The sequence below is a fragment of the Parahaliea aestuarii genome (assembly GCF_008064635.1).
In the GTDB taxonomy this organism is placed as follows: domain Bacteria; phylum Pseudomonadota; class Gammaproteobacteria; order Pseudomonadales; family Halieaceae; genus Parahaliea; species Parahaliea aestuarii.
Genome location: NZ_VRYZ01000001.1, coordinates 65,167 through 78,115, shown reverse-complemented (window position 1 = coordinate 78,115; position 12,949 = coordinate 65,167). Strand labels below are relative to the sequence as shown.

The following is a 12,949-nucleotide window of genomic DNA, read 5'->3' as shown; positions in this document are numbered from 1 at the left end:
CCCCTCAATGCTGTTGCGACGGCGATTGCGATGCGCGCAGCAAATCATCGATATCGTGGAAGTCGTTGGCCAGCAGGGGGCGGGCGTTGGTCTGCGGTACGTGGCACTGCTGGCAGAAATAGCGCCGGGCGGAGATCTCCGCAAGAAAATTGCCGTCGCGGTCCATGAAGTGGGTCACGCTGACCATCGGCGCCTGGCTGGCTTCGGTGCGGTGGCGGCTGTGGCAGGCCATGCAGCGATTGACCTTCAAATCCACCTGGTAGCCGTCAATCTTGTGGGGAATGGTGGGCGGCTGCATAGGATAGGCGCGTTTGCGGCGGATGTCGTTATTCTCCACCTGGGCGATAGCTGGCGCCTCCGGCTCGCGATCGATGGCGGCCTTGCGCAGAGTATCAATCTGATTGCCGGCACCTACAGCGAGCGAGGCGCCGACAACACCGAGCAGAACCACGACGACGATTGCTATGCGTTTCATCACCGCCCTCCCTGGGCCCGCTCGACCCTGACCGCACACTTCTTGAAATCGGTCTGCTTGGACAGGGGATCCGTCGCATCCAGAGTCACTTTGTTGATCAGCTGGCTGGCGTCGAACCAGGGCACAAACACCAGCCCCGGCGGCGGTTTGTTGCGGCCGCGGGTTTCCACCCGGGTGCGAATTTCACCGCGCCGGGACACCACCTTCACCTCGTCGCCCCGCCGCAGGCCACGGTCGCGGGCATCCTGGGGGTGCATGTACACCAGGGCGTTGGGCACTGCGCTGTGCAGTTCCGGTACCCGCCGGGTCATGGAACCGGAATGCCAGTGCTCCAACACGCGGCCGGTAGAGAGCCACAAGTCGTAGTGCTTGTCGGGCACCTCTGGCGCTGGCTCAAAAGGCAGCGCAAAAACCACTGCGCGATTGTCTTTGTGGCCGTAGAACTGATAGCCACTGCCCTCCTCCACGTAGGGGTCGCTACCCTCGCGGAAACGCCAGCGGGTTTCCTCGCCATCCACTACCGGCCAGCGCAGGCCGCGGGCTTCGTGGTAGCGGTCGAAGGGCGCCAGGTCGTGGGCCTTGCCGCGGCCGAAGCTGGCGTATTCCTCGAACAGGCCCTTCTGGATATAAAACCCGAAGGCCTCTGCCTCGTCGTTGGCGTAACCGGCCGTGATGTCCTCGCGGGGATACCGATTGACCTGGCCGTTGGCGTAAAGCACCTCGTAAAGCGTTTTGCCGCGATACCCTGGATTGGCGTCCAGAATTTCCGCCGGCCAGACCTCGTCTGTTTTGAAACGCTTGGAAAACTCCACCAACTGCCACAGATCCGAGCGCGACTCCCCGGGAGCATCCACCAGCTGGTGCCAGAACTGGGTGCGGCGCTCGGCATTGCCGTAGGCGCCCTCTTTTTCCACCCACATGGCGGTGGGCAGGATCAGGTCGGCCGCCTGGGCGGTGACGGTGGGATAGGCATCGGACACTACAATGAAGTTGTCCGGGTTGCGGTAGCCCGGAAGGGTTTCCTCGTTGAGGTTGGGTGCCGCCTGCACGTTGTTATTCACCTGCACCCAATAGGCGTTGATCTTGCCGTCTTTCAGGTCGCGATTCTGCTGTACGGCGTGGGAACCGACCCAGTCCGGCAGCAGACCGGCGGGCAGCTTCCACTTTTCCTCGGCGATGGCGCGGTGCTCGGGATTGGTCACCACCATGTCCGCCGGCAGGCGGTGGGCGAAGGTGCCCACCTCCCGCGCAGTGCCACAGGCCGAGGGTTGACCGGTGAGGGAAAAAGGGCTGTTGCCGGGTGTGGCGATCTTGCCGGTGAGCAGGTGCAGGTTGTAGATCATGTTGTTCACCCACACGCCGCGGGTGTGCTGGTTGACGCCCATGGTCCACAGGGACATGACCTTCGTGTCCGGGTCTGCGTAGAGTTTGGCCAGAGCCTCGAGCTTGTGTTCGGGAATGCCGCTCAACTCCGACACGTACTCGCCGTCATAGTCCTCGACAAAATCGGCGAAGGCCTTGAAGTCGATGGCCTCGGATGAACCGTCGTTCGGGTGCGCGGCCTGCTGCTGCAGGGGCACTTCCGGGCGCAGGCCGTAGCCGATATCTGCCGCGCCCTTGCGGAAGTTCACATGCTTGCCGACAAAATCCCGGTTCACTGCGTCGTTCTTGATAATGTAACGGGCGATGTAGTTGAGGATGGCGAGGTCGGTCTGGGGCGTGAACACCAGCGGCAGGTCAGCCAGCTCAAAGGAACGGTTCTCGAAGGTGGACAGCACACAGACCTGCACATGAGGATTGCTCAGGCGCCGGTCGGTGAGGCGTGTCCACAGGATGGGGTGCATCTCAGCCATGTTGGCGCCCCACAGCACAAAGGCATCGGCGGCCTCGAAGTCGTCGTAGCAACCCATCGGCTCGTCGATGCCAAAGGTGCGCATGAAACCCACCACCGCCGAGGCCATGCAGTGCCGCGCATTGGGGTCGATGTTGTTGGACAGGAAGCCGGCCTTGAACAGCTTGGAGGCGGCATAGCCCTCCCACACCGTCCACTGCCCGGAACCGAACATACCGACGCCCTGCGGCCCCTTGCTCTTCAGGGCGGCCTTGAACCTTTCCTCCATGATATCGAAGGCCGCATCCCAGCTTACCGGTGTGAAGTCGCCGTCCTTGTCATAGCGGCCATTGCGCATGCGCAGCAGGGGCTGTGTCAGGCGATCCTCGCCGTACATCACCTTGGCCAGGAAGTAGCCCTTGACGCAGGCCAGGCCCTTGTTGACCTCGGCGTTGATGTCGCCGTGGGTGGCCACCACCCGGTTGTCGCGCACCGCTACGTTGATGCCACAGCCCGTGCCGCAAAAGCGACAGGGCGCCTTCGACCACTTCAATTTTGTGTCGGTGGTGATGACATTGCTGGCGGAAGCAGGAACAGACATGCCTGCGGCGGCCGCTGCAGTGGCGATGGCATTGGCCCGGATGAACTCGCGTCGCGTGCTAGACAAGGCGGGCCTCCTCCAGCGCTTCCGCCTGGTGGAACACCAGGGTAGTGCTGATCACGCCGGGAATGGTTTCGATGCTGGCGATGCGCGCCATCATGGTGGCGTCGTCCGGCACCTCCAGCAGCACAATCAACTTGCCGCGGGGGTCGCTGGCGGGCACATCGACATCGGGCAGGGCCTGCAGGGCGGCCTCGGCAACGGCGAAATGGCCTGGCTGGCAGTGCACAATAAGGCTGGCGATATGGGTCAGGCGCTGTACCGCCCGACCGGTCAGAAAACTGCGGCGGTGCAGGCTCAAGTCAGTGTCCCCCGCCCGGCGGGCCAAACACCAGTTGGCTCATCCACACCGCGAAGCCGTAGCCGCCGACGATGGCCACTGCCAAGATCGGGGCCAGGAACACCGCAAGCGCGATGAACACGCGCCGCTCCTCGCTCTTGCCTGCTTCTTCCACTAACTCACTCCTTCTGATGGTGGCTCTACCGGAGCCGGGAGTTGCCAGTCAGTGTATACGAGGGCGGGGATTCCGCCAGTTTGCCAGCGAGAAAGTAGGCGCTGACACCACCGGAGAACTGCGACGGGATGCCAGATGGGGGCGAACACGCTCCGCCCGCTCTTGCCGCGGGCGGAGTGTCAGCGGGTCAGAGGAAGTCGAAGGTGACTGTAAAGCCCACGGTTCGCGGAGTGACGATACCGACCAGGCCGTCGGGGGAGCTGCGCCCCGGAGGTTCGCGCACGGTGAAGGCCTTTTCGTCGAACAGGTTGTTGACGTAGGCGGAGACTTTCCAGGCGCTACCGCTGTAGTTCGCGCTCAGGCGCGCCAGGGTGTAGTCACCGGCCATGCGCTCATCGGTGTTCTCCAGATCGCCGAAGTACTCATCCACATACTGGGCGAACAGCCCGGCGCTGAAGGTATCGGTGAAGTGGTAGTAAAGGCCGATGTTGCCGGTCAGGTTGGGCGCCGTGCTCAGTTCGTTGCCGGCAACCAAGGCATAGCTGGCGCCCGGTTCAGTGATCTCGGTCTCCAGCAGGCCCAGGCCCGCAGTCAGCTCAAGGTTCTCCCACAGCAGGGCGCGCGCCTGCAGCTCCAGACCGTAGGTTTCCACCTCGTCCATGTTGGTAATTTCCCGGGCGGAGTTCAGTGCCTGGTAACCCTCGTAGTCGTTGTAGAAGAGGTTGGCGCTCAAGGTCGCGTTGCCGTCGAGGAAGGCGCTGCGCAGGGTCGCCTCGTAGGTGTAGACCTCTTCCTCGTCAAACAGGTAATAGTTGTTTGAGATAAACGCGAACGCGCCGCCCGGCGCGTTGTAGCCCTTGCGTGCGCTGAGGCCGAGGGTGGTGTCGTCGGTGACGTCGTACTGCACCACCAGCTTGGGCAGCGTCAGGGTCTTGTCGTTCTCGAGCACGCTTTCCACACCCTGGGAGGTATAGTTGAAATAGCGGTCCTGTTGTTCCTGCTCCACCCGCAGGCCGCCGGTCAGGCGCCAGCGCTCGGTCAGGGCGTAGGTCAACTCGCCGTACACCGCTCTGGAGTCGCTTTCGTCATTACCGAAATAGCTCACACCCCCGGTGCTGTCGAAGTCCTGGTCGCGCTCGAAGTAGAACAGGCCGACAAAGCCGGTCAGGGCATCGCCTGACTGGCCGAGGTTCATTTTCGCATCGAGAGTGGTATTGGTCTCGTCGAAGATCAGGTCCTGCTCCAGCGCGGGGTCGGCTTCGTAACCCTCAAAGCCCCACTGGTAATCCATGGCAGCGGCGAGAATGTCGAAAGAGATGTAATCGTTCAGGCGGTAATCCAGCCGCAGGCTGACGGTATCCGAATCAGTATCGATATTGCGGAAGAAGGTGCGCTCGTATTCATAGGGATCGGCCGCGCTGTAGAACACCCGGCCGGTATCGCCCTGCTCGTTGTTGGCGGAATAGGTCAGCAGCGCGCTGAAATCATCGGTGGGCGCCCACAGCAGCTTGGTCTTCAGGCGCCAGCTGTCGATCTCGTTGGGATCGTAGTCCGGCGGGTTGTTCTCAAAGCCGGAGGTGTCGGTCAGGGTCTGGGCATCCAGGCTCTCGGCGCTCACCCGCAGGGCCAGGGTGTCGTCGATCAGCGGCGCGTTGAGCATGGCCGCAGTGTCCAGGTAGCGCTCCTGGTCGCGGTAGCCGACCCGCGCGGCGCCGTCCCACTCATTCAGGTCGGGGTCGTTGGTCTTGATGTAAACCATGCCACCGATGCTGTTGCGGCCGTTGCTGGTGGACTGGGGGCCGCGGTAGACCTCGATCTGCTGGATATCCCAGATCCCGGAATCACCGGTGAGGTCGGCGACGAAGGGTTCGGCCACTCCGTCGATCAGGGTGGATACCCGCGCCTTGGCGCCACCGGTAATGGAGTTGAAGCCACCGGCGGAGCCGTTGCCGGTCACGCCGCGGATGTTCGGCACGGTACCGGTGGTCACCACCACGTTGGGCACTTCCGACAGAATGCCGTTCACCGTGTAGTTCTGCAGTGTATTCAGCGCTTCCTCACTGATGACCGACACCGACGAGGTGGTGTCGCGCAGGGAACGCTCGGTCTTTTCCCCGATGACCAGAATGTGTTCCAGCACCGCCCTTTCAGACGGGTCGGCGCCCTCTTCCTGGGCCGCTGCACTGTTGACCGCTAGCGCGGCTGTCACTGCCAGTGAAAGGATGGATGGCGCCCGGCGCCCTTCGCCGTGTTGGTGTGAGTTCTCCATGAACTTGCCTCGTTGTCGATATGTTGAGGGTTACCGCTCTTTGCCACAGCACCCGACACCCCCCTTGTGCCTTTGGCAGCAGGTGCATGGCTAAAGATATGGCGCGAGAATATAAATGATAATCAGACGCAATTGCAATGACGTGAGCAGCAATGCGATACTGCCCGGCCTTTGCGACCAATGTGGCTTGCCCGGCCAGTTCGCGCCTGCCAGGCCCAGGGCTGCATCAACGGAGACATGACTGTGAACACCCTGCTGGTACTGGCCACCCTCGCCTGCCTGATTGCAGCGGCACTGAGCCTGTACCTGGCCAGCCCGCACCAGAAGCTGATCGCCCGTGCCCTGCCCGCTCGCGTACTGGCGTCTGCCGGCGCTGTCCTGATCGTGGCGAGCCTCTACCTGTTGAGCAGATTCTTCGGGACTGCCACCTCGGCCTTCATCCTGCTGACCGCGCTGATGCTGTTGTGGTCGCTGCCGCCCCTGGCCATCGCCTGCCTGCGCCACCGCCCCACCACAGCACAGGGTACGCGCCCGTGAAGCCCTTTCGTTACACCAGCAGCGACTGGTTTGGCAAAGCCAGCGCCGGCCTGCTCCTCGGCTTCCTGCTTTCCCTCGCCCTCGGCGGTCTGCTGGCCCGCTACGGCCTTGGCGGCGTGGCGCCCTTCAGCATCCAGCACCAGCTCACCATGTGGCTGGTGTCCCCCTTGCTGGTGATCATTCTCAGCGCCTGCTTTCTGTTTCGCTCCAGTGCCCAGGCCTGGCTGTGGCTGGGTGGCGCCAATGTTTTTGCCTGGGTATTGCTAGCGCTTTAATCCGACATGATCAGGCTTTTCACACTATCGGGGTTTTGCGCGCAGCCAGCCCCCTGCACAACAGGCACTTCGCATGCGCAGTGACATCATCAAACTCTACAAGGATGTGCATACCTGGACCGGTATCGTCAGCGGCCTGCTGCTGTTCATCGCGTTCTATGCCGGTGCCATCACCATGTTCGAGGCGCCCCTGCAGCGCTGGGCCTCGCCACCGGCCCCGTTCGGTGAGCTGACGCCGCTGGAGGACAGCCAGCAACTGATCGACCGGGTGCTCGCCGACTACCCGGACGCCCGCCGGGGCTACCAGATTGTGTTCCAGCCCAGCGCCCAGTTCCCCGCGCGGATGAGCTGGCAGCTTCCCAACCCGGAGGCCCACGATCACGATCCGCCGGAGTTTATGCACGCCAACCTCACCGCCGACAACAAGCTGATCGTTGCCGGCAGTGAAGCGTCGCCGGTATCGCAACTGGTGGACGACCTGCACCGGCAGGTGGGCCTGATGCTGCCCCATGAGATCGCCATGCCCATCATGGGCAGCGTTGCGCTGCTGTACGGCGTGGCCCTGGTATCCGGCGTGATCGTGCTGCTGCCCACCCTGGTGCAGGATTTGTTCGCCTTTCGCCTGGGCAAGAACCTGAAGCGCCTGTGGCTCGACTTCCACAACCTGCTGGGGGTTTTCAGTCTGCCCTTCCACCTGGTCATGGCACTGACGTCGGTCATTTTCGCCTTTCACGACCAGATCTACGATGCCCAGGAGGCACTGGTGTACCGCGGCGAGAACGCCTTTATCCAGACCGCCCGGGACGCCAGTGCCAGCCCGGCCAGCGGCGACAAACTCTCCCCGGCACTGATTGCGGCCCGCCTGCAGGAGCAGCAGCCCGAATTCGAGCCACACCGCATGATCGTGAACGACGCCGCACAGCGCGGCCCCTCCCTGGTCGTATTCGGCAGCAACCCGCGCTACGGCAACCGCTCACCGGACGGCGGGGTGGTGGGGCTTGACCCGTACACCGGCGACATCGTGGCGACCGACTACATGCCAGGTATGCAGAGCGGCTGGGGCGCCACCATCACCAGCTTCTTTACCCTTCATTTTGGCTCCTACGGCGGCAACACGGTGCGCTGGGCTTATTTCTTTCTCGGCCTTGGCGGCGCGGCGCTGTTCTACACCGGCAATCTTCTGTGGCTGGAAACCCGGCGCAAAAAGCAGAAAAAATCGACCGCAGCCCAGGCCGTGGAGCAGCGACGCTCCGCGCGTATTCTGGGCCCGCTGACGGTCGGCGTATCGCTGGGCTGCATCGCCGGCATCTCGGTCAGTATTGCCGCCGCCAAAGTGCTGCCGGCGCTGGTCGCCGACATCGGACACTGGCACACCAGCATCTACTACCTGGTGTTTGTCGCCTTTATCGGCTGGGCCTTCCTGCGCGGCACCGCTCTCGGCGCGGTCGATTTACTGCGTGCGGCCGCCCTCGCCACCGGCCTGATACCGCTGATCAGCCTGGCGGCCCTGCTGGCGCCCGGATTCGGGTGGAATTACAGCGACGGTTCAGGCCTCGTGGATGTGGTGGCATCCCTTGGCGCGATCATCCTGGCCCTGCTGGGGCGACGCACGGCGCAACGCATCCGGCGCGCCCCACATGACAGCCTGTGGTACATCGCACCGGCAGCACCGTTGGCTCCCGCCGAGCCTGGCAAGCTGGAACGGACATAATGCCAAACGGACTGAGAACGCTTGTCAATAACCTTTTAAGCCCGCCACACTTGGCGACAAGCTATTTCCCCAACAACAAAATCCAGCAGCAGGAGCTACTCCATGCCCCACACCGCCCAAGGCCGCCGCTGACGCCGCAAACTACTCCCCGCCCTGATCGGTTCCCTGGGCCTGTCCGGCGCCGCCCTGGCGCAGTCGCCCGACAGTGCCAGCGGCGAAGAAGAGGGGGAACCCCTGGAGCACGTCCTGGTCTACGGCGAAAAGCTCAAGCGCCCCTACCTGGAAACCTTCAGCAGCGTCGGCATCGTCACCGAGGAAGACCTGGACGACTACGATATTGCCGATACCAGCGACGCCTACAAGCGGCTCGCCAACGTGCGGGCCTTTACCCAGGGCGCCGGCAGCAAGAGCATTGCCATCCGCGGCCTGAATGCTGACGGCGTCACCCAGCCCTCCAACTCGGCGGCGCTAATCTCTGTGGTCATCGACGGCGTGACCCAGTCCGCGGAAGGTCTCAAGCGTGGCTCGCGCGGCCTGTGGGACGTGGAGCAGCTCGAGGTGCACCGCGGCCCTCAGGGCACCACCCAGGGGCGCAATGCGATGGCCGGCACGGTCAACATCAAGACCCAGGATCCAACCTTCGAGCCGGAGTACAAATTCCGCCTGCTCTCCGGCGAATTGCACCGCAACGAAATCGCCGCCGCCGTATCCATGCCTATCGTTGACGACGAACTGGCTTTCCGGGTGAGCGGTGAGTACGCCGAGAAAACCAGTGACATCGACTTTACCGACCCGGCCAATGAAATCTTCGCCGAAGACGAGTACCACAACATCCGCGGTAAACTGCTCTACACCCCCAAAAGCCTGGATGGACTGGAAGTGCTGCTCACCGTCAGCGACGTGTTCGATGCGCCCGCTTCGTCGCCGGTATCCGGCCCCGACTTCTACGACCGCGAGTTTGCCGCCAGTTCGCAGAAAAGCGCGAGATGAACCTGCAGAACTACAACCTCGACATCGGCTACGCGCTGGGCAATGGCATGGTCCTGCGCTCCATCACCGGCTACAACGATACCGACCTGGAAATCACCAGCGTGCCCTCGGCCGCGGATGTGTTCTTCCGCCAGGACAACCGCATGGACGGCGACTTCATGCAGGAATTCCGGCTGGAGATGAACGAGGAAATCGCCGGCCTCACTGGCGTTGCCAGCCTGTTCTATGGCGACTTTGACCAGCATTCCGAATCCTACATCCTCTACTATCAGGCCTTCCCTGTGCAGGATGGCACCTTCGACAACAGCACCGAAACCTGGGCGGCTTACGCCGACTTCCGCTATCGACTGACGGATTCCCTGTCGCTGTTGTTCGGCGGCCGCTACCAGGATGACACCGTACGCAACCAGGCCGATGTCGAATCGGCACTGAGCGGCGGCAGCCAGTACGACCTGGAATCCGGCTTTGATATGTTCCTGCCCAAGGCCGGACTGTCGCTGGATATCACCGACAACCAGACCGTGGCCGCTACCGCCAGTCGCGGCTACCGCCAGGGCTTTGCCGAGCGCCGCCTTGGAAGCGAAGCGGGGCTGGTCGATGTCGATCCGGAATTTGTCTGGGCCTATGAAATCGCCTATCGCATTTCCGCGCTGAACAATCGCCTGCTGCTGGGCGCAAACGTGTTCTACAACGATTACACCGATCAGCAGATCACCGTGACCAACCCCGATTTCGCACCCCTGACGAACACCATGAACGCCGGTGATTCCGAATCCTGGGGCGCCGAGATTGAAGCCCAGCTCGCCTTCGACAACGGGCTGCGCATCTATGGCTCCCTGGGCCTGCTGGAAACCGAGTTGGGGGATTTCCCCGCAGAGGACTGCAGCAACGGTAGCTGCGATGGCAACCAGTACTCCGAAGCACCCGAGGTCACCGCCTCACTGGGCGGCGAATACCGCCACGATTCCGGTTTCTTTGCCAGTCTGGCTGCCAGTTACACCGACAGCTTCTACAGGAGTGTCGACAACGCCGACGATCTCGAAGTCGACAGCAGCTTTGTCGTGGATGCCAAGATCGGCTACGACTTCGGCCACTTCCGCGTCAGTGCCTATGCCAACAACGTGTTCGACGAGGAATACCTGACCGGCATCAGCAATGCCAACTCGGCTTTCATCGGCGACCCGCGTGCCATGGGCGTGGAGGTAACAGCGGCGTTCTGACATTGTGTAACGACCTGTCCGGGCAACCCCTTGCAGTAATCGCTGCCTGTGGCAGGTGGAGCACTCAGGCGGTGATATTGGCCAGGATCGCCAGAGTGCTTTCCCGGTCCAGCAGGCGCGGCACCGGGTAGCTCTCGCACTCGGCCATGGCCAGGTTGCAGAGATAGTCGTAGTCCTCGGCGCGAATCTTCCCGGAGCGATCGGGAATGCCGACCCGGCTGCGCAACTCACGCACTGCCTGGATAAAGGCCCCCGCCAACTGGGCCGGCGCTTCGCCCTCGCGACCGGCGCCAATCAACAGGGCGAGCTGGGCCAGCGAGTCCTGCGTTTCCTCGCGACAGAATTCCAGCACATGCGGTAGTACCAGCGCATTGGCCATGCCATGTGGAATGCCATATTTGCCGCCGAGCTGGTGGGCGATAGCGTGCACATTGCCGACATTGACCTGGTTGATGGCGATACCCGCGTAGTAGGCGGCGGTGGACATGGCCTCCCGCGCCTCGCTGTTGGCGCCGTCGTTCACCGCTGTCTCCAGATGCTCGAAGATCAACTTGATGGCGGCCCGGGAGTGGGACAGGCGGGTGCCGCGATCCCAGGTGCAGATGTAGGCCTCGATGGCATGGGTCAGGGCATCCATGCCGGTGGCGGCGGTAATGTGTGCCGGCAGCCCCTCGGTAAGCTCACAGTCCAGGGCGGTGGCGCTCGGCAGCAGAGTAGAGCCGGAAATAATGCCTTTTTCGTGGCTGACCGGATCGGAAATTACGGCGCCCATGGTGGCTTCCGAACCGGTGCCGGACGTGGTGGGTACCGCGTAAATCGGCATCACCTCGAAGCGCACCTTGCCCAGCCCGACCCACTGCCGCGGGTCCTCATCATTACAAGCCGAGGCGGCAATAATTTTGGCGGCGTCGATAGAAGAGCCGCCGCCGATGGCGAGCACTGCCTCGCTGCCGTGGGCCTTGAGCACCTTCACCCCTTCCGCCACATGGTCGAAGGTAGGATCAGGCATCACCCCGTCGTACCAGGCGAGATCGACACCGGCAGCCTGCAGCTCCTGCACCACCTTGTCGGCAATGCCCAGTTCGCGCAGGGGCCTGTCAGTTACCACCAGCACGCGCCGGACGCCACTGCGGGCAATGTGGCGACATAACTGGGCGGAACTGCCCCTGCCGGCAAAAGCCATATAGGCAGCGGCCGGGCCGAGGCCGGCAAAAATCTTCATCAGGCCGATCAGAAAGCGGTGTTTGAACTGACGTAAAGCAGAGGACATTGATGCACCCGTTGGATTATTAGTATGAAGTCGTGAAGCGGACTTACGGTAGCGTGTTCAGCCGTTCGATGCCATACCTACCAGGCTGCGATCACCGGAAACCATCACCGCGTCGCGCCCCGCCGCCTTGGCCTCGTAGAGGGCGATGTCCGCGCGCTTGAGCAGGGAAGCCAGATCGTCCTTGTCCTGCCATTCGGCGATGCCGAAGCTGGCGCGCAATTCCAGCTCCACGCTGCCGTAACACAGCGGCTCCCGCGCCAGTGCGGCGCGGAAACGGGTGGCGATGGCCTCCACCTCGGCGCTGTTCTTTTCGCCGAAAGTGACCGCGAACTCCTCCCCACCGATGCGGCCGAGGGCATCCTCGACCCGAACCGACTCGCGCAGAATGCGGGCGAAATGCTGCAGCGCGCGATCGCCGATCGAGTGGCCGTAACGGTCGTTGATGCGTTTGAAATAGTCGATGTCCGCGATCATCAGCGAGAGCGGCTTGTTATTGCGTCGACAGCGGGCCCACAGGCTCTCGGTTGCCAGCAGATAGCCGCGGCGGTTGTTGAGCTGGGTGAGAGAATCGACCAGTGCCATGGTACTCAGGCGACTGGCAAGGTCAGTGGCAAGCAGGAAGATCACCGAAATCCCCAGGGCGATGAACAGGGTCGGCATCAGCCCGAAATTCACCGTGTTGTAGAGCTGGGTCATGGCCTCCCTGGAATCACTGTCCAGGTTGAGGGCGATGGCCGCCGACAGCCCCTGCGTGAGACCAAACAGCAGGTGAATCACTGCCGCCACCCACTGCGCCAGGCGCGGTTCCCGGGTGGAGCGCAGCAGTACCATGGCAATGTGGGTCATGGCCAGGAAGGTAAATCCCGGTGCCAGTGCAGTGCGGACACTATCCAGTGGGTAGAGGTGAATAAAAACGGCCGACAGCAGCGACAGCACGGTGTAGCAGGCCAGCAGATAGCGCCAGTCGGTGTGCAGGTTGAGCCGCTCGCGGTGGCCCCACAGGGCGAACAGCACCAGCGCGAAGGACACCATGTTGGCACTCTGCCAGTAGAACTGCGCCGACGGCAGTTCCTCGCGCACCAGGTTTATCAGGTATTGCAGGGCTGTCAGGGAAAAGGCAACCGCCCACATCAGGGCGTGACGGGGTCTCTCGAACAGGCGATACGCGAGATAGTTGGCCCCCGCAAGGACAATGCTGATCACCACCAGGGAGGCCAGCAAATAGTCAATCACCGCGCCCACGGGGGATTAGCGA

Annotated in this window: 12 protein-coding genes; 5 read left to right on the top strand and 7 right to left on the bottom strand. The window is 62.7% G+C overall.

The annotated features are described in order from the left end of the window. Nucleotides 1-4 precede the first annotated feature (4 nt). The 5 genes from FVW59_RS00325 to FVW59_RS00305 form a co-directional block, all read right to left on the bottom strand. Nucleotides 5-475: a nitrate reductase cytochrome c-type subunit gene (locus FVW59_RS00325; protein ID WP_148062261.1), complete on the bottom strand. Its 471-nt coding sequence runs from the start codon at nucleotides 473-475 to the stop codon at nucleotides 5-7. Next, nucleotides 475-2,973, bottom strand: coding sequence for a nitrate reductase catalytic subunit NapA (gene napA, locus FVW59_RS00320; RefSeq protein ID WP_148062260.1), 2,499 nt, complete (start codon nucleotides 2,971-2,973; stop codon nucleotides 475-477). Before napA ends, FVW59_RS00325 begins: the two co-directional genes overlap by 1 nt. Then, nucleotides 2,966-3,268, bottom strand: coding sequence for a chaperone NapD (locus tag FVW59_RS00315; RefSeq protein WP_187275690.1), 303 nt, complete (start codon nucleotides 3,266-3,268; stop codon nucleotides 2,966-2,968). Before FVW59_RS00315 ends, napA begins: the two co-directional genes overlap by 8 nt. 1 nt (nucleotide 3,269) lies before the next feature. After that, nucleotides 3,270-3,422, bottom strand: a complete 153-nt coding sequence (napE, locus tag FVW59_RS00310) for a periplasmic nitrate reductase, NapE protein (protein ID WP_148062258.1) — start codon at nucleotides 3,420-3,422, stop codon at nucleotides 3,270-3,272. 187 nt (nucleotides 3,423-3,609) lie between these two features. Beyond that, complete coding sequence (locus FVW59_RS00305; protein ID WP_148062257.1) at nucleotides 3,610-5,691, bottom strand: TonB-dependent receptor; 2,082 nt, start codon at nucleotides 5,689-5,691, stop codon at nucleotides 3,610-3,612. 243 nt (nucleotides 5,692-5,934) lie between these two features. Between FVW59_RS00305 and FVW59_RS00300 the strand changes: the two genes are divergently transcribed. The 5 genes from FVW59_RS00300 (at nucleotide 5,935) to FVW59_RS00280 (ending at nucleotide 10,424) form a co-directional block, all read left to right on the top strand. Next, complete coding sequence (locus FVW59_RS00300; RefSeq protein ID WP_148062256.1) at nucleotides 5,935-6,228, top strand: hypothetical protein; 294 nt, start codon at nucleotides 5,935-5,937, stop codon at nucleotides 6,226-6,228. After that, nucleotides 6,225-6,503, top strand: coding sequence for a hypothetical protein (locus tag FVW59_RS00295; protein WP_148062255.1), 279 nt, complete (start codon nucleotides 6,225-6,227; stop codon nucleotides 6,501-6,503). The genes FVW59_RS00300 and FVW59_RS00295 overlap by 4 nt, the downstream gene beginning before the upstream one ends. Nucleotides 6,504-6,576: 73 nt before the next feature. Continuing rightward, entirely contained in the window at nucleotides 6,577-8,214 is a 1,638-nt protein-coding gene (locus tag FVW59_RS00290) for a PepSY-associated TM helix domain-containing protein (RefSeq protein ID WP_148062254.1), read from the top strand. A 153-nt stretch (nucleotides 8,215-8,367) separates the two neighbouring features. Then, nucleotides 8,368-9,204 carry a TonB-dependent receptor plug domain-containing protein gene (locus FVW59_RS00285; RefSeq protein WP_148062253.1) on the top strand — a complete coding sequence of 279 codons (837 nt, stop codon included), beginning with the start codon at nucleotides 8,368-8,370 and terminating at the stop codon, nucleotides 9,202-9,204. After that, the gene (locus FVW59_RS00280) at nucleotides 9,201-10,424 is read left to right on the top strand and encodes a TonB-dependent receptor (RefSeq protein WP_148062252.1); all 1,224 of its coding nucleotides are present in this window, start codon (nucleotides 9,201-9,203) and stop codon (nucleotides 10,422-10,424) included. The genes FVW59_RS00285 and FVW59_RS00280 overlap by 4 nt, the downstream gene beginning before the upstream one ends. 64 nt (nucleotides 10,425-10,488) lie before the next feature. Here the strand turns inward: FVW59_RS00280 and FVW59_RS00275 are convergent, their stop codons facing one another. Together FVW59_RS00275 and FVW59_RS00270 are read right to left on the bottom strand one after the other, a co-directional pair. Next, nucleotides 10,489-11,694: an iron-containing alcohol dehydrogenase gene (locus tag FVW59_RS00275; RefSeq protein WP_148062251.1), complete on the bottom strand. Its 1,206-nt coding sequence runs from the start codon at nucleotides 11,692-11,694 to the stop codon at nucleotides 10,489-10,491. Nucleotides 11,695-11,751: 57 nt separating this feature from the next. Next, a complete protein-coding gene (locus FVW59_RS00270; RefSeq protein WP_148062250.1) occupies nucleotides 11,752-12,927 on the bottom strand; it encodes a GGDEF domain-containing protein in 1,176 nt (391 codons plus the stop codon). Nucleotides 12,928-12,949: the final 22 nt, after the last annotated feature.

Excerpts from the sequence above, each read along its gene's own strand:
- FVW59_RS00290 (WP_148062254.1), top strand. The coding sequence starts at position 6,577 with ATGCGCAGTGACATCATCAAACTCTACAAGGATGTGCATACCTGGACC.
- FVW59_RS00305 (WP_148062257.1), bottom strand. The coding sequence starts at position 5,691 with ATGGAGAACTCACACCAACACGGCGAAGGGCGCCGGGCGCCATCCATC.
- FVW59_RS00275 (WP_148062251.1), bottom strand. The coding sequence starts at position 11,694 with ATGTCCTCTGCTTTACGTCAGTTCAAACACCGCTTTCTGATCGGCCTG.
- FVW59_RS00280 (WP_148062252.1), top strand. The coding sequence starts at position 9,201 with ATGAACCTGCAGAACTACAACCTCGACATCGGCTACGCGCTGGGCAAT.
- FVW59_RS00325 (WP_148062261.1), bottom strand. The coding sequence starts at position 475 with ATGAAACGCATAGCAATCGTCGTCGTGGTTCTGCTCGGTGTTGTCGGC.